This window comes from Phytopseudomonas straminea (assembly GCF_900112645.1).
GTDB classification, from domain to species: Bacteria; Pseudomonadota; Gammaproteobacteria; order Pseudomonadales; family Pseudomonadaceae; genus Aquipseudomonas; species Aquipseudomonas straminea.
In genome coordinates, this window is record NZ_FOMO01000011.1 from 35,839 (window position 1) to 61,751 (window position 25,913).

At 64.9% G+C, this 25,913-nt stretch carries 23 protein-coding genes; 15 read left to right on the top strand and 8 right to left on the bottom strand.

Annotation, left to right across the window (positions count from 1 at the left end; genetic code table 11):
* The first annotated feature begins 138 nt into the window (after positions 1-138).
* Positions 139-1,302 (top strand): 23S rRNA pseudouridine(2605) synthase RluB, encoded by a 1,164-nt coding sequence (rluB, locus tag BM279_RS20465; protein ID WP_093506834.1) that lies wholly within the window; start codon positions 139-141, stop codon positions 1,300-1,302.
* A 208-nt stretch (positions 1,303-1,510) separates the two neighbouring features.
* On the opposite strand, the gene BM279_RS20470 is transcribed toward rluB, so the two are convergent.
* The 6 genes from BM279_RS20470 to hpxX all read right to left on the bottom strand — a co-directional run bounded on the left by BM279_RS20470 (position 1,511) and on the right by hpxX (position 6,324).
* The gene (locus tag BM279_RS20470; RefSeq protein WP_093506837.1) at positions 1,511-2,434 is read right to left on the bottom strand and encodes a GGDEF domain-containing protein; all 924 of its coding nucleotides are present in this window, start codon (positions 2,432-2,434) and stop codon (positions 1,511-1,513) included.
* A gap of 241 nt (positions 2,435-2,675) precedes the next feature.
* Positions 2,676-3,416, bottom strand: a complete 741-nt coding sequence (locus BM279_RS20475) for a YciK family oxidoreductase (RefSeq protein WP_093506839.1) — start codon at positions 3,414-3,416, stop codon at positions 2,676-2,678.
* 121 nt (positions 3,417-3,537) lie between these two features.
* A complete protein-coding gene (mupP, locus tag BM279_RS20480; protein WP_093506841.1) occupies positions 3,538-4,209 on the bottom strand; it encodes an N-acetylmuramic acid 6-phosphate phosphatase MupP in 672 nt (223 codons plus the stop codon).
* 147 nt (positions 4,210-4,356) lie between these two features.
* Positions 4,357-4,740 carry an oxalurate catabolism protein HpxZ gene (gene hpxZ / locus BM279_RS20485; RefSeq protein ID WP_093506843.1) on the bottom strand — a complete coding sequence of 128 codons (384 nt, stop codon included), beginning with the start codon at positions 4,738-4,740 and terminating at the stop codon, positions 4,357-4,359.
* 4 nt (positions 4,741-4,744) lie between these two features.
* The gene (locus tag BM279_RS20490) at positions 4,745-6,139 is read right to left on the bottom strand and encodes an AtzE family amidohydrolase (RefSeq protein WP_093506845.1); all 1,395 of its coding nucleotides are present in this window, start codon (positions 6,137-6,139) and stop codon (positions 4,745-4,747) included.
* On the bottom strand, positions 6,136-6,324 hold the full coding sequence (gene hpxX / locus BM279_RS20495; RefSeq protein WP_093506847.1) for an oxalurate catabolism protein HpxX: 189 nt from the start codon (positions 6,322-6,324) through the stop codon (positions 6,136-6,138). Before hpxX ends, BM279_RS20490 begins: the two co-directional genes overlap by 4 nt.
* Positions 6,325-6,453: 129 nt before the next feature.
* Here hpxX and BM279_RS20500 point away from each other — a divergent pair, with 129 nt between their 5' ends.
* The 7 genes from BM279_RS20500 to hpxK all read left to right on the top strand — a co-directional run bounded on the left by BM279_RS20500 (position 6,454) and on the right by hpxK (position 12,908).
* The gene (locus BM279_RS20500) at positions 6,454-7,293 is read left to right on the top strand and encodes a MurR/RpiR family transcriptional regulator (RefSeq protein ID WP_093506849.1); all 840 of its coding nucleotides are present in this window, start codon (positions 6,454-6,456) and stop codon (positions 7,291-7,293) included.
* A gap of 233 nt (positions 7,294-7,526) precedes the next feature.
* A complete protein-coding gene (locus BM279_RS20505) occupies positions 7,527-8,339 on the top strand; it encodes a transporter substrate-binding domain-containing protein (RefSeq protein ID WP_372239552.1) in 813 nt (270 codons plus the stop codon).
* 10 nt (positions 8,340-8,349) lie between these two features.
* A complete protein-coding gene (locus tag BM279_RS20510; protein ID WP_093506851.1) occupies positions 8,350-9,015 on the top strand; it encodes an amino acid ABC transporter permease in 666 nt (221 codons plus the stop codon).
* On the top strand, positions 9,015-9,671 hold the full coding sequence (locus tag BM279_RS20515) for an amino acid ABC transporter permease (protein WP_093507001.1): 657 nt from the start codon (positions 9,015-9,017) through the stop codon (positions 9,669-9,671). Before BM279_RS20510 ends, BM279_RS20515 begins: the two co-directional genes overlap by 1 nt.
* Positions 9,652-10,389 (top strand): amino acid ABC transporter ATP-binding protein, encoded by a 738-nt coding sequence (locus BM279_RS20520; RefSeq protein ID WP_093506853.1) that lies wholly within the window; start codon positions 9,652-9,654, stop codon positions 10,387-10,389. The genes BM279_RS20515 and BM279_RS20520 overlap by 20 nt, the downstream gene beginning before the upstream one ends.
* A gap of 24 nt (positions 10,390-10,413) precedes the next feature.
* Positions 10,414-11,646: a pyridoxal-phosphate-dependent aminotransferase family protein gene (locus BM279_RS20525; RefSeq protein WP_093506855.1), complete on the top strand. Its 1,233-nt coding sequence runs from the start codon at positions 10,414-10,416 to the stop codon at positions 11,644-11,646.
* Positions 11,646-12,908, top strand: a complete 1,263-nt coding sequence (gene hpxK / locus BM279_RS20530) for an allantoate amidohydrolase (RefSeq protein ID WP_093506857.1) — start codon at positions 11,646-11,648, stop codon at positions 12,906-12,908. The genes BM279_RS20525 and hpxK overlap by 1 nt, the downstream gene beginning before the upstream one ends.
* Positions 12,909-12,923: 15 nt before the next feature.
* Here hpxK and ubiG read toward each other — a convergent pair whose 3' ends face one another.
* Together ubiG and BM279_RS20540 are read right to left on the bottom strand one after the other, a co-directional pair.
* Entirely contained in the window at positions 12,924-13,622 is a 699-nt protein-coding gene (gene ubiG / locus BM279_RS20535) for a bifunctional 2-polyprenyl-6-hydroxyphenol methylase/3-demethylubiquinol 3-O-methyltransferase UbiG (protein ID WP_093506859.1), read from the bottom strand.
* 265 nt (positions 13,623-13,887) lie between these two features.
* Positions 13,888-15,207 carry a TRZ/ATZ family hydrolase gene (locus tag BM279_RS20540; RefSeq protein WP_093506861.1) on the bottom strand — a complete coding sequence of 440 codons (1,320 nt, stop codon included), beginning with the start codon at positions 15,205-15,207 and terminating at the stop codon, positions 13,888-13,890.
* Between the two features lie 124 nt (positions 15,208-15,331).
* On the opposite strand from BM279_RS20540, the gene BM279_RS20545 reads away from it, so the two are divergent.
* From BM279_RS20545 to cmk, 7 genes are all read left to right on the top strand, one after another.
* Complete coding sequence (locus tag BM279_RS20545) at positions 15,332-16,402, top strand: s-methyl-5-thioribose-1-phosphate isomerase (protein ID WP_093506862.1); 1,071 nt, start codon at positions 15,332-15,334, stop codon at positions 16,400-16,402.
* 224 nt (positions 16,403-16,626) lie between these two features.
* The gene (gyrA, locus tag BM279_RS20550) at positions 16,627-19,434 is read left to right on the top strand and encodes a DNA gyrase subunit A (RefSeq protein ID WP_093506864.1); all 2,808 of its coding nucleotides are present in this window, start codon (positions 16,627-16,629) and stop codon (positions 19,432-19,434) included.
* 85 nt (positions 19,435-19,519) lie between these two features.
* Positions 19,520-20,605, top strand: coding sequence for a 3-phosphoserine/phosphohydroxythreonine transaminase (serC, locus tag BM279_RS20555; protein WP_093506866.1), 1,086 nt, complete (start codon positions 19,520-19,522; stop codon positions 20,603-20,605).
* Positions 20,605-21,714 (top strand): prephenate dehydratase, encoded by a 1,110-nt coding sequence (pheA, locus tag BM279_RS20560; protein WP_093506867.1) that lies wholly within the window; start codon positions 20,605-20,607, stop codon positions 21,712-21,714. The genes serC and pheA overlap by 1 nt, the downstream gene beginning before the upstream one ends.
* An 81-nt stretch (positions 21,715-21,795) precedes the next feature.
* Positions 21,796-22,905 (top strand): histidinol-phosphate transaminase, encoded by a 1,110-nt coding sequence (gene hisC, locus BM279_RS20565; protein WP_093506869.1) that lies wholly within the window; start codon positions 21,796-21,798, stop codon positions 22,903-22,905.
* On the top strand, positions 22,902-25,142 hold the full coding sequence (locus BM279_RS20570) for a bifunctional prephenate dehydrogenase/3-phosphoshikimate 1-carboxyvinyltransferase (protein WP_093506870.1): 2,241 nt from the start codon (positions 22,902-22,904) through the stop codon (positions 25,140-25,142). The genes hisC and BM279_RS20570 overlap by 4 nt, the downstream gene beginning before the upstream one ends.
* Positions 25,139-25,828: a (d)CMP kinase gene (gene cmk / locus BM279_RS20575; protein ID WP_167363181.1), complete on the top strand. Its 690-nt coding sequence runs from the start codon at positions 25,139-25,141 to the stop codon at positions 25,826-25,828. Before BM279_RS20570 ends, cmk begins: the two co-directional genes overlap by 4 nt.
* Positions 25,829-25,913: the final 85 nt, after the last annotated feature.

Below are 25,913 nucleotides of genomic sequence, written 5' to 3' on the forward strand. Positions count from 1 at the left end.
CCGACCAGCGGTCAGTCGCTAGACCGCTCGCCGGCTATGCTCTGCTGGCAGGTGCTTCCAGCGCCTGATCCGCGTATGATGCGCGCCCCTTCGACGACTTGATCGTCCCATCACCAGAAAACACCGGGAGGTGCCCAGATGAGTGAAACCGAAGAATACAGCCCCGCTGGCGAAAAACTGCAGAAGGTCCTGGCACGCATGGGCCTGGCCTCGCGCCGCGAAATCGAATCCTGGATCACCGCCGGCCGCGTCAAGGTCAATGGCAACGACGCCAGCCTCGGCCAGCGTGTCGACCTGCATGACGCCATCTCTGTCGACGGTCGTCTGCTACGCCGCGAAGAGGCGACGGAAACCGTGCGCCGCGTGCTGATCTACAACAAGCCCGACGGCGAGATCTGCACCCGCGACGACCCGGAAGGCCGCCCGACGGTATTCGACCGCTTGCCACGCCCGAAAGACGGCCGCTGGATCAATATCGGTCGCCTGGACATCAACACCACCGGTCTGTTGATGTTCACCACCGACGGCGAGCTGGCCAACCGCCTGATGCACCCGTCCTACCAGATGGACCGTGAGTATGCCGTGCGCGTACGTGGCGAGGTGGACGAGGAGATGATCGAGCGCCTCAAGGCGGGCGTGATGCTCGAGGACGGCCCGGCCAAATTCACCGATATCCAGGAAGCGCCGGGCGGCGAAGGCTTCAACCACTGGTATCACTGCGTGGTCATGGAAGGTCGTAACCGCGAAGTACGTCGCCTGTGGGAATCCCAGGGCCTGGTGGTCAGCCGCCTGAAGCGCGTGCGCTTCGGCCCGGTGTTCATGACCTCGGACCTGCCCATGGGCCGCTGGCGCGAAATGGGCCAGCGCGAAGTTGACATCCTCAGCGAGGAAGTTGGCCTTAAGCCGGTTGCCTTGCCGGAGATGAAGGAAAAGACCCGCGAGAAGCTCGACCGCATGCAGCGCAAGGCCGCCAAGCCGGTTGGTCGTGGTGAGCGCCCGGGACGCACCCTGCGTCCTGCCAACGGTGGTCCTGCCCAGGGTTCAGCTCGCGGTACTCGTGAAGAGCAAGGTGAGCGCCCAAGCCGTACCCCCCGTACGCCGCGGGCCGACTCTTCTCGCGGTACGCCAGTTGCCGAGCGCCCGCGTGATGTCGGCAAGAAGCCGGGCAAGCCGCGTGGCGAGCGCGCCGAGTCGAGCGAGCGGGTGCCACGCAAGCCGGCGGATAGCGATAACCGTCGCAGCCGTCCGGCTGGTGATGGCCAGCGTCCGGGCTTCGGTCGCGGCAGCCGCAAGCCGCAGTGAAGGCTGAAAGCTTGGTGTAGCGTAGGGGCGGCAACGCCCTCGGCAGGAGAGCACACAGGCTAGCCTGTAGGAGCGGCTTTAGCCGCGATTCCCTGCGAAGGGCTCGCGGCTGAAGCCGCTCCTGCGCATCGATGCCAGCAGCTTACTGATGAAAAGGGCCCCGATCCTTACGGACGGGGCCCTTTTTCATGGGCGTTGATCAGGCGATTCAGACAGCCATGGCCAGGCAGTTGCGGCCGCTGCGCTTGGCGCTGTACAGCGCCTTGTCGGCGCGGTTGAGCAGACCGTCCACCGACTCGCCGAGTTTCAGGCTGGCGCAACCCAGGCTGATGGAAATCTGCACCGGACGGCCCTGCGCCACGCACTGTAGACCCAGTACCGCCTCGCGCAGGCGCTCGCCAACCAGCTGCGCACCCTCGCGCGACGTGGCGGAAAGCAATACCAGAAACTCCTCGCCACCATAGCGGAACACCATGTCGATGTTGCGCAGCTGATCCTTGATAGTAGTCGCCACCGCCTTGAGTACTTCGTCGCCGGCGCTGTGGCCGTGCTCGTCGTTGATGCCCTTGAAGTGATCGATGTCCAACATCAGCAATGACATCGGCTGGCCGCTACGGCGTGCCAGTTCGATCTCGCGGCCCAGCACTTGGTCCATGGCGATGCGGTTGCCGGTGTTGGTCAGCGGATCGCGCAGCGCGCTCTGGATTGCCACGCGGTAGAGCAGGGCGTTGCGCAGCGGATACATGAGGCTGGCCAGCAGGGATTCGAGCTGCGCCAGTTCGTGATCGGAAAAACGCTGGCGCCTCCGGAAGGTCAGCTCACCCAGGTACTCGCTCTCATGGCTGAGGCGATAGGTCGCCGAGTGATTGGCCTGCTGGCCGAAATCCAGGCGCAGGTCGCTGCTCGAGTGCTGATAGCCCAGCGAATCCACCGCAACCAGGTGCTGCAGTTCACGGAAGAAGGTGGCGAGGATGCGCTCGGCGTCCAGGCTGGTCTGCAATTGCAGGCCGAGGCGTTGACGCAGCTGTGCCAGGCTGACCGGGCGGGTCTGCTCCTTTTGCGCTGAAGCGCCGAGACGCTGCACTTTGGCGGCATCGAAATCGATGGTGTTTTTCTGGCTGGGTGGGACCATTTTTGTGAACCTCTGGCGCTTCATTGCAGCTTGCAGGCTACAGAGCTAATTTCGTGCCAGTCTTTTAGGGCCGATTAAAAGCCTTGAGGTTCAACAGGTTGCAGCTGATCGATAGCGGCAGAGGGCCATTGATGGCAATGCGCCGTCAGAATGACGGCAAGCATTTGCCGCTCTGGAAAGACGCCGCGACAATTTAATGTCGCGGCGCCGATCGTGGTGGGCGAGGGCGATAAGGCGGCGATTATTGGGCGTCGAATGCCTGGCCATTGATGCCCTTGCTATCCGGCCCCATCAGGTACAGGTAGACCGGCATGATGGCCTCCGGCGTCGGTCGGGTCTGCGGATCCTCGCCAGGATAAGCCTGGGCGCGCATGTCGGTGCGGGTGCCGCCCGGGTTGACGCTGTTGGCGCGGATCGTAGTGATGCCTTCGATCTCGTCGGCCATCACCTGCATCAGCCCTTCGGTGGCGAACTTGGACACCGCATAAGCGCCCCAGTAAGCGCGGCCCTTGCGGCCCACGCTGCTGGAGGTGAATACCACCGAAGCATCGGCGGACAACTTGAGCAGCGGCAACAGTGTGCTGGTCAGCATGAACATCGCGTTGACGTTGACCTGCATGACACGCATGAAATTATCGCCGGACAGCTGCTCCAGCGGTGTACGTGGGCCGATGATCGAGGCGTTGTGCAGCAGGCCGTCGAGCTTGCCGAATTCCTTTTCGACCATCGCCGCCAGCTCGTCGTACTGGTGCGGCAGCGCCGTTTCCAGGTCGAATGGAATCACCACCGGCTGCGGGTGGCCCGCCTGCTCGATGGCGTCGTAGGTACGCGCCAGGTTCTCCTCGCTCTTGCCCAATAGCAGCACGGTAGCGCCATGGGCAGCATAGGTGCGCGCTGCGGCGGCGCCAATCCCGCGGCCGGCGCCGGTCACCAGGATCACGCGATCCTTGAGCAGGTCGGGGCGGGCGCTGTAATCGAACATGGCAACAGTCCTCTGGTTTCGAAGGGATGAAATGAATGGAGCCCGCCGACAAGGCAGCGGGCTCATTTTAGGCGGGGGACGCTCAGCGCTTGCTGATCGGTGTCATGAAGGGGCAAACGATTCAGCAGCTGCACAGCGCCTGATCGAGCACCTTGCGCAGCTCCAGCGGGTGGTCGATGACCACGTCGGCGCCCCAGTGACGGGGGTTGTCGTCGGGGTGGATGTAGCCGTAGGTGACCGCCGCGGTCTTGGTGCCGGCGTCGCGGCCGGATTCGATGTCGCGCAGGTCGTCGCCGACGAACAGCACGCTGGCCGGGTCGAGTTTGAGGGTCGAGCAGGCGAGGATCATCGGCTCCGGATCGGGCTTGCTGCGGGTCACGTGGTCCGGGCAGATCAGGATCGAGGAGCGCTCGGCCAGGCCCAGGCGCTGCATGATCGGCTCGGCGAAACGCAGCGGCTTGTTGGTCACCACGCCCCAGATCAGCTTGGCCCGTTCGATATCCTCGAGCAGCGGCTCGATGCCTTCGTAGGGGCGGGTCAGCACCGCGCAGTGATCCTGATAGCGCTCCAGGAACTCCAGGCGCAAGGCTTCGAAACCCGGGCTCATCGGGTCGATGTCGAAGGCGTTGAGGATCATCGCCCGGGCACCGCCGGAGACGTGGTCGCGAATCAGCTTTTCCGCCACCGGCGGCAGGCCGCGCTCGGCGCGCATGGCCTGGCAGATGGCGATGAAGTCCGGCGCGCTGTCGAGCAGCGTGCCATCCATGTCGAAAAGAACCGCGCGCAAGCGCATCAGGCCTCCTTGGGGATTCGAGTCATAGCGTTGGCATGTGCCCACATCGGCGTAGGCAAATGGCGTAGGCCGCATGTTGCCAGTTTCCGTTGCCGATTGGGGCGGCGTTCTCCCACTGTATGTCACTTTGTCGCAGCGTGCAGCCGCTCAGCTCATCAGGCTTACCTGGGCGGCGACGATGCGCCATTGGCCATCCAGCTTCACCCAGCTCTGCTGCTGGCGGCCGATGCGCTCGCTGCCCGCGCGGGTGAACTCGGTGCTGCACACCGCGAAGTTCTCGCCGTAGGTGGTGATGACCGTGTTGTGCAATTCGCGGTGCAGGCCGGCGGTTGGTCGCGCAGCGCGAAAGGCGCGGATCTCGTCGATGCCATAGAGGTTTTCGGAGGCGCCGAGGCGCACGGTGCGCGGGTCGTGCCAGAACAGCTCGTCGAGCACGGCGATATCGTTGCTGACCAACGCCCGTTCGTAGCGCTGGAAGGCCGCGGTGACTTCGGCGTGCACGGCGGGCAGGTCTATCTGTTCAGGGTTCATGCATTCACTCCAGATTCACGGCTTGGGCTTGCGCGATGCCCAGGCGTTCCAACGCTGCAGCAGCCCGCAGGCAGGCATCTTCACGAAATGGCGCGGCGATCAGCTGCACGCCGATCGGCAGGCCGGCGGCGGTACGCAGCGGCACGCTGACCACCGGCAGGCCGAGGAAGGAAATCGGCTGGGCCAGCATGCCCATGCTGGCGCGGGTCGGCAGATCGACGCCGTTGATGCGCAGGGTCGCCTGGCCGATCGGCGTCGCGCTGGTGGGCGTTGCCGGGGCGATCAGCACATCGATATCGTTGAACAGCGGCAGTACCTGGTTCCGGAAATGCCGCCGGAAGCGCTGCGCCTGGACGTACCAGGCGGCGGGAATCATCGCGCCAGCCAGCAGACGTTCGCGCGACAGCGGCTCGAACATCTCCGGTGAGCTGCGCAGTGCCGGCAGGTAGGCGTTGCCGCCCTCGCTGGCGCTGATGATGAACGCCGAGGTGCGGGCCAGCTCGGCGTCGGCCAGGGTGACTTCCTCGCTGGCGTTCAGGGCCTTGGCGGCCCGGGCCACGGCCTCACGGGCGCTGTCATCGCACCACTGCTGGAAGTAGCCACCCAGCACGCCGACGCGCAGGCCACCCAGATCCTGCTCGAGAAGCTCCGATACGGCTTGCGGCGGCTGGCTGGCCTGGAAACCGTCCGCCGGATCATGGCCCTGCAGTGCGTCGTAGACGGCGGCAAGGTCGGCGGTGCTGCGCGCCAGCGGCCCGATATGGTCGAGGCTGCCCACGAAGGGGTGCGAGCCGCTGCGCGACAGCCTGCCAAAGGTGGGCTTGAGGCCGAAGATTCCGCAGAGCGAGGCGGGCACGCGAATGGAGCCGTTGGTGTCGCTGCCCAAGGAGAAGTTCACCAGGCCGGCTGCGACCGCCGCTGCCGAGCCTCCGGAGGATCCACCGGCGATGCGCGACAGGTCGTGGGGGTTGCGGGTCGCGCCGAAGTGGGTGTTTTCCGTGGTGAACCCGTAGGCGTAGGCATCCATGTTCAGCATCCCCGCGAGCAGGGCGCCGCTGGCGGACAGCTGACGCACGGCCCAGGCGTCGGCCTGTGCGGCCGGTCGGTTCTGGAACAACTGGGCACCGGCCAGAGTCGGAAAGCCAGCGACATCGAACAGGTTCTTCGCCCCATAGGGCACCGCCGCCAGGGCGGGCAGGGGCGAGCCTTCGCGGCGCAAGCGGTCTAGCCGCTCGGCTTTCTCGCGCATGCGCTGGTGGGTGATCTGCGTCCAGGCATTGATTGCCGGGTTATGACGTTCGATGGCCGCCAGGCTGTGCTCGGTGATTTCCTGGGCGCTGAGCTCGCCCGCTGCCAGGGCCGTTCGGATTTCGTCGATGGAGAGCAGGGCGGGATTCATGCCTGGTACACCCCCGCAACTTCCAGTCGATCATCAAGCGCAAAGGCCATCAGCGGTTCGGCCATGGCGGCGATGCGGCTGAACTGGGTGAGCAGCTCCTGGCGCCGCGCGTCGTCCAGCTCCAGGGCCAGAACCTGTTCCATCTGGGCGACATAGGCGGCCCAGTCGGGCGTGATCGGTGGCATGGTGATCTCCTTGCGAAGTGGGGGTTCTAGGCCACGGGTGCGGTGGAATGAATTGCCGCGGGCGATTTCAGCAGGTGGGCAGTTTCTATATCATCGGTCGAGTGAAACGAAAGTTACAAGGCGCCTTCCATGACTCAACTCGATGAACGTCTGCGCAGCCACTATGCACAGCTCGCGCCACAGGAGCAGCGCATCGCTGACTTCGTGCTCGATCATTACGATGATCTGGTCAGCTACAACAGCGCCGAGCTGGCGCGGCTCGCCGGGGTCTCCAAGGCCACCGTGAGCCGGCTGTTCAAGCGCCTGGGCTACGAGAAATACAAGGACATGCGCGATGAGCAGCGCAGCCTGCGCCAGAGCGGCATGCCGGTGGCCGACAACCGTGACGTGGTACAGGGCAACACCTTGCTGGCCCGCCATTACAAACAGGAAATGGCCAACCTCACCCAGTGGGTCAATGCCATCGAGGCCGAGTCGTTCGGCGAGGTGGTTCGCGCGCTGGGCAGCAGCAGGCGCGTCTTCGTGGTGGGCCTGCGCAACGCCTTTCCCGTGGCGCTGCACATGCGCCAGCAACTGCTGCAGGTGCGCAGTGCGGTGCAGGTGCTGCCCCAGCCAGGGCAGACGCTGGCCGAGGAGCTGGTCGACCTGACGGCCGACGATCTGGTGGTGGTGTTCGGGTTCAGGCGCCGCCCGCGGATCATTCGCCCGCTCCTGCAAGCCCTGCAGGCCCAGCAGGTACCGACCCTGGTGATCTGCGAGCCGCAGGCCCAGGGCGTCATCGCGCTCGCCAGCTGGCACTTGTGCGCGCCACTGGACAGCGTGTCGGCATTCGACAGTTATTCCAGCGCCAACAGCCTGATCAACCTGCTGGTCAACGCGCTGCTGCATGAGCGATTGACCGAGGGGCGTCAACGCATTCACCAGATCGCCGGGCTCTATGGCCAACTGGACGAATTGGAACAGCGTTAGTGCGCCTTTGTGGTGCGAAGCAGTATCAGGGCGCCAGATGGCGCCCTTTTTTGTGGCGGTCTATGCATTTGTTTCGCCTCTTTATCGTGCTTTTGGAACGGTAGCAATCGCTTGCAATGTCCGAGGTGGTTGGCTTGCCGGGCCGGTCTGGCAGGCGTTGCCCGGAAAAAGCATGGCTGGAAAATGCACTGGCACGTTGGTTGCAGATTTGTAAATAACGAATCTTTCGTTTCATGACTGACGATGATGGGGTGAAGCCGATGAAGAAGGGACTGATCGCACTGCTGACCGCTGGCCTGCTGCTGACCCAGGCAGCCACTGCGCTTGCGGACCAGTTGCAAGAGATCGAAAAACGCGGGGTGATCCGCATCGCCGTGCCGCAGGATTTCCCGCCATTTGGCTCCGTGGGCACCGACCTGCAACCTAAGGGCTACGACATCGACATGGCCAAGTACCTGGCCAAGGAGATGAAACTTAAATTGCAGCTGGTGCCGGTCACCAGCGCCAACCGGGTGCCGTACCTGCAGACCGACAAGGTCGACCTGGTGATCTCCAGCCTGGGCAAGAACGCCGAGCGTGAGCAGGTGATCGATTTCAGCGCCGCGTACGCGCCGTTCTTCCTTGGCGTGTTCGGTGCCAAGGACGCCGCCCTGGCGAAGGCCGACGAGCTGGTCGGCAAGTCGATTGGCGTGACCCGCGGCGCAGTAGAGGACATGGTGCTCACCGAGGTGGCGCCGAAGGGGGCTGAGGTCAAGCGCTACGAGGACAACAACACCACGCTGTCGGCCTATCTGTCCGGGCAGGTTGAGTTCGTCGCCACCGGCAACCTGGTGGTTGCGGCCATCGAGCGTCAGAACGCGGCCCGTGCTCCGGTGGCCAAGTTCATGCTCAAGGATTCGCCGTGCTACATCGGCCTGCGCAAGGGGGAGGCGGCACTGAAAGCCAAGGTCGATGCACTGATCGAACAGGCCAAGGCCGATGGCACGCTCAACGACCTTTCCGAGCAATGGCTGAAGGCACCGCTGCCCGCGAACCTGGGCGCGTAAGGGCTGATTGATGATGGCGCAGCTGAACTTTTCCGCTCTATGGCCCTACTGGCCGGAGCTGCTGTCCGGTCTCTGGGTGACCATTCAGCTCACGGTGATGGCGACCGTGGGCGGCGTGGGCCTGGGCATTCTCGGTGCGGCCCTGCGCAGCAGCCGGCCCAGCGTGCTGAGCCGCCTGTGGGGCGTCTACGTCGAGCTGATTCGCAACACGCCGTTCGTGGTGCAGCTGTTCTTCATCGTCTTCGGCCTGCCCAACCTGGGTGTGAAGCTAACGGCGGGCGAGGCGGCGCTGCTGGCCATGCTGATCAACCTGGGCGCCTACAGCACCGAGATCATCCGCGCCGGCATCCAGGTCACGCCCCGGGGCCAGTGGGAGGCAGGTCGCGTACTGGGGCTGAGCCGCACGCAGACCTTCGTGCGTGTGGTGCTGCCGCCATCGCTCAAGCGCATTTATCCGGCGCTGGTCAGCCAGTGCATCATCGTCATGCTCGGCTCCTCGGTGGTTTCCCAGGTCTCCCACGAGGAGCTGACCTTCGCGGCCAACCTGATCCAGTCGCGTACCTTCCTGAGCTTCGAGGTTTACCTGGTGACCACGCTGATGTACCTGGCGCTGTCCATCGCCATGCGTCAGCTGCTGTTGGCGGCCGGCCGCAAGTGGTTTGGAGAGCAGCCATGATGACCACCTTCACCGACTGGGACATCCTGCGCAATCTGCTCCTGGCTGCGCGCTGGACCGTTCTGTTGTCTCTGACCGCATTCATCGGCGGCACCCTGGTGGCCATCCCCCTGGTGATGGCGCGGCTGTCTAAGCGCGCCTGGCCGCACTGGCTGATTCGCGGCTATACCGAACTGTTTCAGGGCACGCCGCTGCTCATGCAGCTGTTCCTGGCGTTCTTTGGCGTGGCCCTGCTGGGCATCGACGTGTCGCCCTGGACGGCCGCCTCGCTGGCGCTGACCTTCTACACCAGCGCGTTTCTGGTGGATATCTGGCACGGCAGCATCCGCGCGCTACCCCGTGGTCAGTGGGAAGCCTGTCGCTGCCTGGGGCTGGATGTCGGGCAGACGCTGTTTCGCGTCATCCTGCCCCAGGCGCTGCGCACCGGCATCGCGCCCACCGTGGGCTTCGCCGTCCAGGTGATCAAGGGCACCGCGTTGGCGTCGATCATCGGTTTCGTCGAGCTGACCAAGGCCGGCACCATCCTCAACAACGTCACCTACGAGCCATTCAAGGTGTTCGGTCTGGTGGCGCTGGGCTACTTCCTGATGTGTTATCCGCTGTCGCGTTACAGCCAGTATCTGGAGAAGAAATTCAATGCCGCTCATCACCATTGATCAGGTACAGAAGTACTACGGCGACAACCACGTGCTCAAGGGTGTCGATCTCGATATCGAGGTGGGCGAGGTGGTGTCGATCATCGGCCGCAGCGGCTCGGGCAAGAGCACCTTGCTGCGCTGCATCAATGGCCTGGAGGGCTATCAGGACGGCAGCATCAAACTCGGCGGCATGACCATCACCGACCGCGATTCCCAGGCGCGGGAAATCAGCCGCTCGGTGGGCATGGTGTTCCAGAGCTTCAATCTGTTCCCGCACATGACCGCCCGTGAGAACGTCATGCTGGCGCCGCGTCGCGTGCTCAAGAAGAGCGAGGCCGAGTGCCGTGAGCTCGCGGCACGCATGCTGGAGAAGGTGGGCCTCGGTGATCGCCTGGACTATTACCCGGCGAGCCTTTCCGGTGGCCAGCAGCAGCGCGTCGCCATCGCCCGTGCGCTGGCCATGACGCCCAAGGTGCTGCTGTGCGACGAAATCACCTCGGCGCTGGACCCGGAGCTGGTCGGCGAGGTGCTCAAGGTGCTCGAACAACTGGCCAAGGAGGGTATGACGCTGATCCTGGTCACCCACGAAATGAATTTCGCCCAGGAAGTGGGTGACCGCGTGGTGTTCATGCATCAGGGCCGCGTATGGGAGCAAGGCCCCAGCCGCGAACTGTTCGCCAACCCGCAAAGCGCCGAACTCAAGCAATTCATCTCGTCCGTACGCGGACTGAACTGAGCGTCTCAAGAACGAGAAAACCAGATGAACACGACTTTCCTGCCCGTCAATCCGCCCCAGCGCCTGCTCATGGGCCCCGGCCCGATCAATGCCGACCCGTGCGTGCTGCGCGCCATGTCGAGCCAGTTGATCGGCCAGTACGACCCGGCCATGACCGGCTACATGAACGAAGTGATGGCCCTCTATCGCGGCGTGTTCCGCAGCACCAATGCCGCCACCTTGCTGGTCGACGGCACCTCGCGCGCCGGCATTGAGGCCATCCTGGTGTCGGCGATTCGCCCCGGCGACAAGGTGCTGGTGCCGGTATTCGGCCGTTTCGGCCACCTGCTCTGTGAAATCGCCCGACGCTGCCGCGCCGAGGTGCACAGCATCGAAGTGCCGTGGGGCGAAGTGTTCAGCGCGCAGCAGATCGAGGATGCGATCAAGCAGGTCAAGCCGCGCCTGCTGCTGACCGTGCAGGGCGACACCTCGACCACCATGCTGCAGCCGCTGGCCGAGCTGGGCGAGATCTGCCGCCGCCACGGCGTGCTGTTCTACACCGACGCTACCGCCTCCCTGGGCGGTAATGCCCTGGAAGCCGATGCCTGGGGGCTGGATGCGGTCTCCGCCGGCTTGCAGAAGTGCCTCGGCGGGCCATCCGGCACCGCGCCGATCACCCTGGGTGCGGCGATGGTGGAGGTGATCCGCCGCCGCGCTCATGTCGAGGCCGGCATCCGCACCGACGCCCATCGCGACGGCGAGGACGAGATGATTTACTCCAACTATTTCGACCTCGGCATGATCCTCGACTACTGGGGCCCCGAGCGCCTCAACCACCACACCGAAGCCACCTCGGCGCTGTTCGGTGCCCGCGAGTGCGCCCGTGTGCTGCTCGAAGAAGGCCTGGACGCTGCCATCGCGCGCCACAAGCTGCACGGCGACGCGCTGCTCAAGGGCATTCAGGGCATGGGCCTGGAGACTTTCGGCAATCTCGAACACAAGATGAACAACGTGCTGGGCGTGGTGATTCCCCAGACGGTCAACGGCGATGAGGTGCGCAAGCTGCTGCTCGAGGACTTCGGCATCGAGATCGGCACCTCGTTCGGGCCGTTGGCCGGCAAGATCTGGCGCATCGGCACCATGGGCTACAACGCCCGCAAGGATTGCGTGATGCAGACCCTCAGCGCCCTGGAGGCGGTGCTCAACCGCCTCGGCCTGCGCACCACCCAGGGCGCGGCCATGCAGGCGGCCTGGGATCACTACGGCGAGCGCCGCTGATGTGTGCTCTGGACAATCGACAGGCCGCGGCGCGGGTCATGGCGCGCTGCGACGAACTGGCGGCGATCAGCGAGTCCGCCGACGGGCTGACCCGGGTGTACCTGTCGCCCGAGCACCAGCGCGCCAATGCCCTGGTCGGCGAGTGGATGCAAGGGGCCGGCATGCGCACCTGGCAGGATGCCGTCGGCAACATCTGCGGCCGCTATGAAGGCCAGAGTGCCGGCGCCCAGGCGCTGCTGCTCGGCTCGCACTTGGACACCGTGCGCAATGCCGGGCGCTACGACGGCATGCTCGGGGTGATCGCCGCCATCGAGGTGGTGCAGCGTTTTCACGACCTCGGTATCCGCCTGCCGCTGGCCATCGAGATCGTCGGCTTCGGCGACGAGGAGGGCACGCGCTTCGGCATCACCCTGCTGGGCAGCCGCGGGCTGACTGGCAGTTGGCCGCAGCAGTGGCTCGCCCAGGCCGATGCGGATGGCATCAGCGTCGCCCAGGCGATGACGGCCTGGGGGCTCGATGGCTCGGCTATCGCCAGCGCTGCCCGCCCGGTCGGGGATTTCGCGGCCTATTTGGAACTGCATATCGAGCAGGGCCCGTGCCTGGAGCGTGAAGCGCTGGCGCTGGGCGTGGTCACGGCCATCAATGGCGCGCGCCGGCTCAACTGCCATTTCATCGGCCAGGCCGGGCATGCCGGTACGGTGCCGATGAGTCATCGCCAGGACGCCCTGGCCGCCGCCGCGCATTGGATGGTGGCGATCGAGGCACGGACCCGGCAGCATGGCCCGCAACTGGTGGCCACCGTGGGCCGCCTGCAATGCCATCCAGGGGCGGTGAACGTCATTCCGGGGGAGGTCGAATTGACCCTGGATGTCCGTGGCCCCGAGGATCACGCCCTGGCCGAGCTGCTCGACGACCTGCTCGGCGAGGGCGAAGCCATCGCCCGGCAGCGCGGGCTGAGCTTCGCTGCCAGCCAGTATTACGGTATTTGCGCGACCCGCTGCGACGCCGCCATGCAGGCGTCACTGGCGCAGGTGTTGAGCGAGGTGCAGGGGCGCAGCCTGTCGCTGCCCAGTGGCGCTGGCCATGACGCCATCGCCATGGCTGAGCGCTGGCCGGTCGGCATGCTGTTCGTGCGTTGTGCCGGGGGCATCAGCCATAACCCGGCCGAGGCGGTTGCAGCCGAGGACGTGGGCCTGGCGGTCGACGCCTACGCGCGCTGGGCGCAGGCGCTGGCCGAACAGCCGCCGGAGTCGGCGGCCTGAGGGTAGAGCTGGCGGTCAGTCGGCCTTGCGTGTGTGCATCATGTAATTGACGTCGACATCCTTGGCCAGCTTGTAGTGCTTGGTCAGCGGGTTGTAGGTCAGGCCGATGATGTCCTTGACCTCCAGGCCGGCCTGACGGCTCCAGGCGCCCAGCTCGGAAGGGCGGATGAATTTCTTGAAATCGTGGGTGCCGCGCGGCAGCAGGCGCAGGATGTATTCGGCGCCGATCACCGCGAACAGGTAGGCCTTGGGGTTGCGGTTGATGGTGGAGAAGAACACCTGGCCGCCGGGTTTGACCAGCTTGTGGCAGGCGCGAATCACCGAGGACGGATCCGGCACGTGCTCGAGCATTTCCAGGCAGGTAACCACGTCGAACTGGCCGGGCATTTCTTCGGCCATGGCTTCGGCGGTGATCTGCCGATAATCCACCTCTACGCCCGACTCGAGCTGGTGCAGACGGGCCACGGCCAGCGGCGCTTCGCCCATGTCGATACCGGTCACGCTGGCGCCGCGCTGGGCCATGGCTTCACTGAGAATGCCGCCGCCACAGCCGACATCCAGCACCTTCTTGCCGGCCAGGCCGGCTCGCTCGTCGATCCAGTTGACGCGCAGCGGGTTGATCTCGTGCAGCGGCTTGAACTCGCTTTCCTTGTCCCACCAGCGATGGGCGAGGGCTTCGAATTTGGCGATTTCAGCGTGGTCGACGTTGCTCATGGTTTTCCCTGAATAAAACGAATACGTATGACAGGACGCGCAGTGCGTCCATATTGCCAGCCTTGCGCGGCGCTGCTGGCCTGTGATGTGTGACAGTTTGCCGTAGTTTGCGATCAATGTGCCGGACGCCCGGTAATCGGACACCCTAAAAACTACCTGCGTTGTCATCACTGCGTTAAAAACAGGCTCGAAATGCTCATTTACCGCTCGTAAACTCCGCTTCCTCGCCTGTTTTTGCCTTGTGCTGACTGCCTCGGTAACGTTTTTAGCGGTGTCTTATCTTCGCACCCCATTGCTGCGTGGTGGCAATGATGCGTTCTTCGTCCAGGCGCGTCAGCCGACCTTCTTCTAGCAGCGGTTTGCCGGCCACCCACAGGTGCTCCACGCAGTGCCGCGAGGTGGCGTAGATCAGCTGCGAAACTGGATCGTACACCGGCTGCTGGGCGAGGCCGCGCAGGTCGAAGGCGACGATGTCGGCGGCCTTGCCGATTTCCAGCGAGCCGATTTCGCCTTCCAGGCCCAGGGCGCGGGCGCCGTTGAGGGTCGCCATGCGCAGGGCGCGGTGGGCATCCAGGGCGCTGGCCGAGCCCGCCACGGCCTTGGCCAGCAGGGCGGCCGTGCGGGTTTCGCCGAGCAGATCGAGGTCGTTGTTGCTGGCCGCACCGTCGGTGCCGATGGCCACGTTGACGCCGGCCTGCCATAGCTTCTCGACCGGGCAGAAGCCGCTGGCCAGCTTGAGGTTGGATTCGGGGCAGTGGATCACGCTGCTATTGGTGGCCACCAGCAGGGCGATGTCTTCGTCATCGATCTGCGTCATGTGCACGGCCTGGAAGCGCGGGCCCAGCAGGCCCAGGCGGTTCAGTCGCGCCAGCGGGCGCTCGCCGTGGTGCTCCAGGCTCTGCTGCACTTCGAAGGCGGTTTCATGGACATGCATGTGGATGCCGGCGTCCACTTCCTCGGCGAGGATGCGCAGTTTTTCCAGGTTGGCATCGCTGACCGTGTAGGGCGCATGGGGGCCGAAGGCGACGCTGATGCGCGGGTGGTGCTTCATGTCGTCGAGCAGCGTCACGCCCTTGCGCAGCGCCTCGTCGGCATCCCGGGCGCCGGGGATGGCGAAGTCCAGTACCGGGATGCTGATCTGTGCGCGCATGCCGCTGGCGTGCACCCGTTCGCAGGCCATCTCGGGAAAGAAGTACATGTCGGCGAAGCAGCTAATGCCGCTCTTTATCTGTTCGGCGATGGCCAGTTCGGTGCCGTCCTGCACGAACTGCTCATCGACCCACTTGGCTTCCGCCGGCCAGATGTGCTTTTCAAGCCAGGTCATTAGCGGCAGGTCATCGGCCAGGCCGCGGAACAGGGTCATGGCGGCGTGGCCGTGGGCATTGACCAGGCCGGGGGTCAGCAGGCGGCCGGGCAGTTCGCGAATTTCCGTCGCCCCGCGGCGCAAGGCCTCGGCGCAGGGGGCGATCAAGGCGATCTTGCCGTCGCGGATACCCAGGCCATGGTCATGCAGCACGACGCCGGCGGGCTCGACCGGCACCAGCCAGGTGGGCAGCAATAAAAGGTCGAGCGCAGCATCTGCCATGGGCGGGTTTCCGTGAGCGAAAGTGCTGAGTCTATAGCGCAATGCCTCGGTCTTGAAGGTGCGCGGCGTGCGGTCGGTTGCCTGGCGGGCGTATACTGGCCGGCTTTCTAGGATGGAGTAGGTGATGCGCGAGCGTTTGCTGGCTGCCGAGCAGGTCGTGGGGTTCGTCTGGCGCGAGGGTGCGCTGCACGTGCTCGATCAGCGCCGCCTGCCCGGCGAGCAGGTCTGGCAGGCCTGTCACTCGGTGTCGGCGGTGGTCGCCATGCTCGCCGAGGGTGCGCTGCAGGGCGTTGCCGCGCAGGTGATCTGCAGTGGTTATGGGCTGGTGCTGGGCGCGCGCCAGCGCATGGAAGAGGGCGCCGACTGGCGTGCCGGGCTGCAGGTCGATATCGACGCCTTGTGCGCGGCCGGTTTGCCGTTTGAGGAGGGCGAACGCCTGCTGGCGCGCATGCAGCAGCGCCTGGCGATCAGCAAGCCCGGCGCGCAGCCCGTGGCCGTGCTGGAGGACGAAGCCTGCGGCGCCCATCAGCGTGATCGCGAAGCCAATCTGGCCATGGCCCAGCTGGGTGTGGAGCTGATCCGCGGCTTCCAGGGCAACCTGCAGAACCTCTTGAGCATCGGCAGTGCCGGCGCGCTGGCCGGTGGCGGCATCGGTACCGCCCTTGGTGTGGTGCGCGCGGCGCAGCTCGAAGGGTTGCTGGAGCGTTGCTACTTGGGTGAAAGCCGACCGTTTCTGCAAGGCGCGCGCCTGGCTGCCTGGGAGCTGCATCAGGAAGGTATCGCCGTGGCGTTGAGCGCGGATGCGGCGCTCGCCCATGTGATGAAGGAGCGTGGCGTCACCTGGGCCATCGTCGGTGCCGAGCGGATTGCCGCCAACGGTGATGTGCTCGGCGTGATCGGCACCTATCAGCTGGCCGTGGCCGCCATGCACCACGGCGTGCGGCTAATGGTGGTGGCGCCGAGTGCACTCATTGACCTGCAGCTGGAGAGCGGCGAGGACGATTTTCATGATCTGGGCCATGCGCCTTTGGTCTACGCGCCTGGCGAACGCATCGAGGGCGTGGAAGAAGTGGCGCCGCGCTACGACGTAACGCCTGCCGATCTGGTGGATTTTCTGGTCACCGAGCGTGGGGTGATCGAGCGGCCGGATGCCGCCAAACTCATCCAGTTGATGTGTCGCAAGCGGCTGCATTGAGCACCTGGCTACATAAGCTGCGGGGATAGGTGCAGGGCGCGCTTTGTGGTAAGCTCCGGCAGTTTTCAGGGGCACCGCCTGCGGCTGCCGTCACTGCTCGAATGCATGACATAACGTATTGATTTGTCGTGAGTCGTCGCTGGCCTGATGCCATCGCGACGCGCTTCGCCAGGCTCCAGATGAGCCGGGCGGAGTTTCATCAGAAAAAAGGAATCAGGCTACTCATGGGCGAACTGGCCAAAGAAATCCTCCCGGTCAACATCGAAGATGAACTGAAACAGTCGTACCTCGACTACGCGATGAGCGTGATCGTTGGGCGTGCCTTGCCGGATGCGCGCGACGGCCTGAAGCCCGTGCATCGCCGGGTGCTGTTCGCCATGAGCGAGCTGGGCAATGACTGGAACAAGCCCTACAAGAAATCCGCCCGTGTGGTCGGTGACGTGATCGGTAAATATCACCCCCACGGTGATACCGCCGTCTACGACACCATCGTACGGATGGCGCAGCCGTTCTCGCTACGCTACCTGCTGGTCGACGGCCAGGGCAACTTCGGTTCGGTGGACGGCGACAACGCTGCGGCCATGCGATACACCGAAGTGCGCATGACCAAGTTGGCTCACGAGCTGTTGGCCGATCTGCACAAGGAAACCGTCGACTGGGTGCCCAACTACGACGGCACCGAGCAGATCCCGGCGGTCATGCCGACCAAGATCCCCAACCTGCTGGTCAACGGTTCCAGCGGTATCGCCGTGGGCATGGCGACCAACATCCCGCCGCACAACCTCGGCGAAGTGATCGACGGCTGCCTGGCGCTGATCGACAACCCGGAACTGACCGTCGATGAGCTGATGCAGTACATCCCCGGCCCGGACTTCCCGACCGCGGGCATCATCAACGGGCGCGCCGGCATCATCGAGGCCTACCGTACCGGCCGTGGTCGCATCTATATCCGCGCCCGTGCCGAAGTCGAGGACATCGACAAGGTCGGCGGTCGCCAGCAGATCGTCGTCACCGAACTGCCGTACCAGCTCAACAAGGCCCGCCTGATCGAGAAGATCGCCGAGCTGGTCAAGGAGAAGAAGCTCGAAGGCATCACCGAGCTGCGCGACGAGTCCGACAAGGATGGCATGCGCGTGGTCATCGAGCTGCGCCGCGGCGAAGTGCCCGAGGTGATCCTCAACAACCTGTACGCCCAGACCCAAATGCAGAGCGTGTTTGGCATCAACGTGGTGGCGTTGATCGACGGCCAGCCGAAGATCCTCAACCTCAAGGACATGCTTGATGCCTTCATCCTGCACCGTCGTGAGGTGGTCACCCGCCGCACCGTGTTCGAGCTGCGCAAGGCCCGTGAGCGTGGCCACATCCTCGAAGGTCAGGCGGTCGCGCTGTCCAACATCGACCCGGTCATCGCCCTGATCAAGGCCTCGCCGACGCCGTCCGAAGCCAAGGAAGCGCTGATCTCCACCGCTTGGGAATCCACCGCCGTGGAGGCCATGGTCGAGCGCGCTGGTGCCGATTCCTGCCGCCCGGAAGGTCTCGATGCGCAATACGGCCTGCGCGACGGCAAGTATTACCTGTCGCCGGAACAGGCCCAAGCGATCCTCGACCTGCGCCTGCACCGCCTGACCGGTCTTGAGCACGAGAAGCTGCTGGCCGAGTACCAAGAGATCCTCAACCAGATCGGCGAGCTGATCCGCATCCTGACCAGCGCCGAGCGCCTGATGGAAGTGATTCGCGAGGAACTGGAAGCGGTCAAGGCCGAGTTCGGTGACAAGCGCCGTACAGAGATTCTCGATTCGCGTCTGGACCTCACCCTGGGTGACATGATCCCGCAGGAAGAGCGCGTGGTGACCATCTCCTACGGCGGTTACGCCAAGACCCAGCCATTGGCCGCCTACCAGGCCCAGCGTCGCGGCGGCAAGGGCAAGTCGGCCACCGGCATCAAGGACGAGGATTACATCGCGCACCTGCTGGTCGCCAACAGCCACGCCACGCTGCTGCTGTTCTCCAGCAAGGGCAAGGTGTACTGGCTGAAAACCTACGAAATTCCCGAAGCGTCCCGGGCCGCCCGCGGTCGTCCGCTGGTCAACCTGCTGCCGCTGGAAGAAGGTGAATACATCACCACCATGCTGCAGATCGACCTCGAGGCCCTGCAGCAGCAGGCCGGCGCTGACGACGTGGACGACAGCGACGATGCCGTGCTTGAAGGCGAGATCGTCGAAGCCGAAGAAGTGGCCGAAGCCGCCGAGGTCGAGGAAGTCGAAGGCGAGACCGCCGAGCTGGTGGCCGAGCCGACTGGTGCCTACATCTTCATGGCCACCGCCTCCGGCACCGTGAAGAAGACCCCACTGGTGCAGTTCAGCCGTCCGCGTTCCAACGGCCTGATCGCCCTGAAACTGAAGGAAGGCGACACCCTGATTGCCGCTGCCATCACCGATGGTGCCAAGGAAGTGATGTTGTTCTCCAGCGCCGGCAAGGTGATCCGTTTCGCCGAGAGCGTGGTGCGCGTCATGGGTCGTGGCGCCCGTGGTATCCGCGGCATGCGCCTGGGCAAGGACCAGCGCCTGATCTCCATGCTGATCCCGGAGGCCGGTGCGCAAATCCTCACCGCCTCCGAGCGTGGTTTCGGCAAGCGCACCGCGCTGTCCAAGTTCCCGCGTCGCGGCCGTGGCGGCCAGGGTGTGATCGGCATGATCACCAAGGAGCGTAACGGCCCGCTGATCGGCGCCATCCAGGTGCAGGACGGCGAGGAAATCATGCTGATTTCCGACCAGGGCACCCTGGTACGTACCCGTGTCGACGAAGTGTCCAGTTCCGGCCGTAACACCCAGGGCGTGACCCTGATCAAGCTGGCCAAGGACGAGAAACTGGTCGGCCTGGAGCGCGTGCAGGAGCCGTCCGAAGAGGACATCGAAGAGGCGCTGGACGAAGAGGGCAATCCGATCGTCGACGCCGAAGCCGATGAAACTGCTGCCGGTGAAGAGTCGGCAGCAGAGGGTGACGAGCCAGCAGCAGAAGATCGCGACGCCTAACCGCGCCGCTCTGCCTGCAGTGTCACGGCACTGCGGGCAGCATTTCGCCAGATAGATGTAGCAGACAGTCAAGCGAGAGTGAATTGTGAGCAAGCGAGCCTTTAACTTCTGCGCCGGCCCGGCCGCGCTTCCCGAAGCCGTTCTGCAGCGTGCCCAGGCCGAGTTGCTCGACTGGCAGGGCAAGGGCCTTTCCGTCATGGAAATGAGCCACCGCAGCGACGATTACGTGGCCATCGCCGAAAAGGCCGAGCAGGATCTGCGCGACCTGCTGAGCATTCCCTCCGACTACAAGGTGCTGTTCCTGCAGGGCGGGGCGAGCCAGCAGTTCGCCGAGATTCCGCTCAACCTGCTGCCCGAAGACGGCACCGCCGACTACATCGACACCGGCATCTGGTCGAAGAAGAGCATCGAGGAGGCGCGCCGCTACGGCAACGTCAACGTCGCTGCCAGCGCCAAGCCCTACGATTACTTCGCCATTCCCGGCCAGAACGAGTGGCAGTTGTCGAAAGACGCCGCCTACCTGCACTACGCCAGCAACGAAACCATCGGTGGCCTGCAGTTCGACTGGATTCCGGAAACCGGCGACGTGCCGCTGGTGGTCGACATGTCCTCGGACATCCTGTCCCGCGAAGTGGACATCTCCAAGTTCGGCCTGATCTACGCCGGCGCCCAGAAGAACATCGGCCCCAGCGGCCTGGTGGTGGCAATCATCCGCGAAGACCTGCTTGGTCGCGCGCGCAGCAGCTGCCCAACCATGCTCAATTACAAGATCGCCGCCGATAACGGCTCGATGTACAACACCCCGGCGACCTTCAGCTGGTACCTGTCCGGCCTGGTGTTCGAATGGCTGAAGGAGCAGGGCGGCGTTGCCGCCATGGAGCAGCGCAACAAGGCCAAGAAGGACCTGCTTTACAAGGCCATCGACGCCAGCGAGTTCTACAGCAACCCGATCGCCAAGAACGCCCGCTCGTGGATGAACGTGCCGTTCCGCCTGGCGGACGAGCGCCTCGACAAGCCGTTCCTGGCCGGCGCCGATGCCCGCGGCCTGCTCAACCTCAAGGGCCATCGTTCGGTGGGCGGCATGCGCGCCTCCATCTATAACGCCGTGGGCCTGGACGCGGTCGAGGCGCTGGTCGCCTACATGGCGGAGTTCGAGAAGGAGCACGCCTGATGAGCAACGATGCCAATACCGACCAGGCGCTGCAGGCCCTGCGCCTGCGCATCGACAGCCTGGACGAGAAGATCCTCGAGCTGATCAGCGACCGTGCGCGCTGCGCCGAAGAAGTGGCGCGGGTGAAGATGGCGACCCTGGCCGAAGGAGAGGTGCCGGTGTTCTACCGCCCCGAGCGTGAGGCGCAGGTACTCAAGCGGGTGATGGAGCGCAACCGCGGCCCACTCGGCAACGAGGACATGGCGCGGTTGTTCCGCGAGATCATGTCCTCCTGCCTGGCCTTGGAGAACCCGCTCAAGGTCGCCTACCTCGGCCCGGAAGGGACTTTCTCCCAAGCAGCGGCGATGAAGCATTTCGGTCACGCGGTGATCAGCCAGCCCATGGCGGCGATCGACGAAGTGTTCCGCGAAGTGGTAGCAGGTGCCGTCAATTTCGGCGTGGTGCCGGTGGAAAATTCCACCGAGGGCGCGGTCAACCACACCCTCGACAGCTTCCTCGAGCACGACCTGGTGATCTGCGGCGAAGTGGAGCTGCGCATCCACCATCACCTGCTAGTCGGTGACGCCACCAAGACCGACCGTATCACCCGCATCTATTCCCACGCCCAGTCCCTGGCCCAGTGCCGCAAGTGGCTGGACGCCCATTACCCGAATGTCGAGCGCGTGGCGGTTTCCAGCAACGCCGATGCGGCACGCCGGGTGAAGAGCGAGTGGAACTCGGCGGCGATTGCCGGCGACATGGCGGCCAACCTGTATGACCTGACCCGCCTGGCGGAGAAGATCGAGGATCGCCCGGACAACTCCACGCGCTTCCTGATCATCGGCAACCAGCAGGTGCCGCCGACCGGGGATGACAAGACTTCGGTGATCGTTTCGATGCGCAACAAGCCCGGTGCCCTGCACGAGCTGCTGGTGCCGTTCCACCAGAACGGCATCGACCTGACCCGTATCGAAACGCGCCCGTCGCGCAGCGGCAAGTGGACCTACGCCTTCTTCATCGACTTCGTCGGCCATCACCGCGACCCGCTGATCAAGGACGTGCTGGAAAAAATCAATCAGGAAGCCGTGGCGCTCAAGGTGCTGGGTTCCTATCCCAAGGCAGTACTTTAACTGCGGCTCCAGGCCGCGGGTTGCGGGCGACAGGCGACAGGCTTGTGCTCGCTGCCCGGGCCTGCAGCCCGAGGCCTGACTATGAGTTGTGATTTCATCGCCCTGGCCCAGCCAGGCGTACAGAAACTGTCCCCCTACGTGCCAGGCAAGCCGGTCGACGAGTTGGCCCGTGAGCTGAACATGGATCCGGCCAGCATCGTCAAACTGGCCAGCAACGAAAACCCGCTGGGCCCGAGCCCCAAGGCGCTGGCGGCGATCCGCGCCGAGCTGGACGAACTGACCCGTTATCCCGACGGCAATGGCTTCGCCCTGAAGACCCTGCTGGCCGAGCGCTGCGGCGTGACCACTACCCAGGTCACCCTGGGCAACGGCTCCAACGACATCCTCGAGTTGGTCGCCCGTGCTTACCTGGCGCCTGGCCTGAACGCGGTGTTCAGCGCCCATGCGTTTGCCGTCTACCCGATCGCTACCCAGGCCGTCGGCGCCCAGGCCAAGGTCGTGCCGGCGGTGAACTTCGGCCATGACCTGCCGGCGATGCTGGCGGCCATCGATGCCAATACCCGCGTGGTGTTCATCGCCAACCCCAACAACCCGACCGGCACCTGGTTCGGCAAGCAGGCACTGGGCGATTTCCTCGCCGCCGTGCCGGAAAACGTGCTGGTGGTGCTGGACGAGGCCTACATCGAATACGCCGACGGCGACGAGTTGCCGGACGGCCTGGATTACCTGGCCGATCACCCCAACCTGCTGGTATCGCGTACCTTCTCCAAGGCCTACGGCCTGGCCTCGCTGCGCGTCGGCTACGGCCTGAGCCGACCGGACGTGGCCGACGTGCTGAACCGCGTCCGCCAGCCGTTCAACGTCAACAGTTTCGCCCTGGCGGCGGCCTGCGCTGCCTTCGACGATACCGAGTACCTGGCGCGCAGCCGCGAGATCAACACCGCCGGCATGCTGCAGTTGCAGGAAGGTTGCCGTGAGCTGGGCCTGAGCTGGATTCCGTCGAAAGCCAACTTCCTGGCCATCGACTTCGGCCGTGACACCGCGGCGATCAACCAGGGCCTGCTGCGCGAAGGCGTGATCGTGCGTCCGGTCGCCGGCTACGGCATGCCCAACCACCTGCGCGTTTCCATTGGCCTGCCGGCCGAGAACGCTCGCTTCCTGGAAGCGCTGCGCAAGGTGTTGAACGCGTGATCGAACGCCATGCACCTGTGAAACCGCTGGTCGAGCGCCTGGTCGTCGTCGGCCTGGGGCTGATCGGCGGTTCCTTCGCCAAGGGCCTGCGCGCCCGCGGCGTGTGCCGTGAAGTGGTGGGCGTCGATCTGGATGCGCAGTCGCGGCGCCTGGCCGTCGAGCTTGGCGTCGTCGACCGCTGCGAAGAGGCACTGGCAGCCGCCTGTCAGGGCGCGGACGTGATCATGCTGGCCGTCCCTATCCTGGCCATGGAACGCGTACTCGGCGAATTGGCCAGGCTGGATCTGGGCGATGCCATCCTGACCGATGCCGGCAGTGCCAAGGGCAATGTGGTGCGCGCTGCCGATGCGGTGTTCGGCGGCGTGCCGGCGCGGTTCGTGCCGGGTCACCCGATCGCCGGCTCCGAGCAGAGCGGGGTAGAGGCGGCCAATGGCGAGCTGTTCAAGCGTCACAAAGTCATCCTCACGCCGCTGGCGCAGACCGACGCCCTGGCCTTGCAGCGCGTCGACCAGTTGTGGCGCGAGCTGGGTGCCGATGTCGAGCACATGCAGGTCGAGCACCACGACCAGGTCCTCGCTGCCACCAGCCACTTGCCCCATCTGCTGGCCTTCGGCCTGGTCGACTCGCTGGCCAAGCGCAACGAAAACCTGGAGATTTTCCGCTACGCCGCCGGCGGCTTCCGCGATTTCACGAGAATCGCCGGCAGCGACCCGGTCATGTGGCACGACATCTTTCTCGCCAACCGCGAGGCCGTGCTGCGCACCTTGGATGTATTTCGCGACGATCTCGACGCCTTGCGCGACGCGGTCGACGCAGGGGACGGGCATCATCTGCTGGGCGTATTCACCCGCGCCCGCGTGGCCCGCGAACATTTCAGCAAAATACTGGCCCGCCGGGCCTATGTGGACGCTATGCACTCGAACGATTTGATTTTCCTGGCAAATCCTGGCGGCAAGGTCGCCGGCCGCATCCGCGTACCGGGCGACAAGTCCATCTCGCACCGCTCGATCATGCTCGGCTCGCTGGCCGAGGGCACCACCGAGGTCGAAGGTTTCCTGGAGGGCGAAGACGCCTTGGCGACCCTGCAGGCCTTTCGCGACATGGGCGTGGTCATCGAAGGCCCGCACCATGGCCGCGTGACCATCCATGGCGTCGGCCTGCACGGTCTGAAGCCGCCACCCGGTCCGATCTACGTCGGCAACTCCGGGACCTCGATGCGCCTGCTCTCCGGCCTGCTGGCTGGCCAGCCGTTCGACGTGACCATGACGGGCGACGCCTCGCTGTCCAAGCGTCCGATGAACCGTGTGGCCAACCCGCTGCGGGAAATGGGCGCCGTGGTCGAGACCGGCCCGGACGGCCGTCCGCCGCTGACCATCCGTGGTGGCAGCAAGCTCAAGGCGCTGACCTACACCCTGCCGATGGCCAGCGCCCAGGTGAAGTCCTGTCTGCTGCTGGCCGGCCTGTACGCCGAAGGCGTCACGACCGTGACCGAGCCGGCGCCGACCCGCGACCATACCGAGCGAATGCTGCGCGGCTTCGGTTACGCGGTTCAGTCCAACGGTCCGGTGGCCTCCCTGCAGGCCGGCGGCAAGCTGACCGCCACGCGCATCGAAGTGCCGGCGGACATTTCTTCGGCGGCCTTCTTCCTGGTCGCGGCGTCCATCGCCGAAGGTTCCGACCTGCTGCTCGAGCATGTCGGCATCAACCCGACCCGTATCGGTGTGATCGAGATCCTGCGCCTGATGGGCGGCGACATCACCCTGGAAAACCAGCGTGAAGTCGGCGGTGAGCCGGTGGCCGACCTGCGCGTGCGTGGTGCCAAGCTCAAGGGCATCGAGATCCCCGAAGAGCTGGTACCGCTGGCCATCGACGAATTCCCGGTGCTGTTCGTCGCCGCGGTCTGCGCCGAAGGGCGTACCGTGCTGCGCGGCGCCGAAGAACTGCGGGTCAAGGAATCCGACCGCATCCAAGTGATGGCCGACGGCCTGACCAGCCTGGGTGTGAAAGTCGAACCGACGGCGGATGGCATCATCATCGACGGTGGCCAAAGCATCGGCGGCGGCGAAGTGCACAGCCACGGCGATCACCGCATCGCCATGGCCTTCAGCGTCGCCTCGCTGCGCGCCACCGCGCCGATCCGCATCCACGACTGCGCCAACGTCGCCACCTCGTTCCCCAACTTCCTGGCCCTGGCCGAGCAGGTGGGTATTCGTGTCGCCGTGGAGGGCAAGCAATGAGCCTGAATGCACCGGTCATCACCATCGACGGGCCAAGCGGCTCGGGCAAGGGCACCGTTGCCGGCCTGCTGGCCAAGCAGCTGGGCTGGAACCTGCTGGACTCCGGTGCGCTGTACCGCCTGCTGGCGTTCTGCGCCGGCAACCACGGTGTCGATCTGGCCAACGAAGCGTCGCTGAAGCTGCTGGCTGCGCATCTGGACGTGCAGTTCCTGGCCGCCGGTGACGGCAAGCCGCAGCGCATCATCCTCGAAGGCGAAGAGGTGACCGACGCCATCCGCAACGAGCAGGTCGGTGCGGGGGCCTCTCAGGTCGCGGCACTGCCGGCGGTGCGTGAGGCCCTGTTGCAGCGCCAGCGGGCGTTCCGCGAGGCGCCGGGCCTGGTGGCCGACGGCCGCGACATGGGCACGGTGGTGTTCAGCGATGCGCCGCTCAAGGTTTTCCTGACCGCCAGCGCCGAGGAACGGGCCAATCGACGTTACCTGCAGTTGAAGGCCAAGGGCGATGATGTTAATCTCGCGAGTCTTCTCGATGAGATTCGGGCGCGCGACGAGCGCGATACCCAGCGCGCAGTGGCTCCGCTCAAGCCGGCAGTCGATGCGATCCAGCTGGATTCCACCGAATTGTCCATCGAGCAGGTACTGGAAAGAATCCTGAGCGAGGTCGCCAATCGCGACCTCGCCGGTTGAAAAGAGCCACTTTCGGCTCACAAGGGAGGCATACGGGAGACCAGTCCCAGTCCCGTAGGCCTCTTTTTATATGAATAAACCCGCA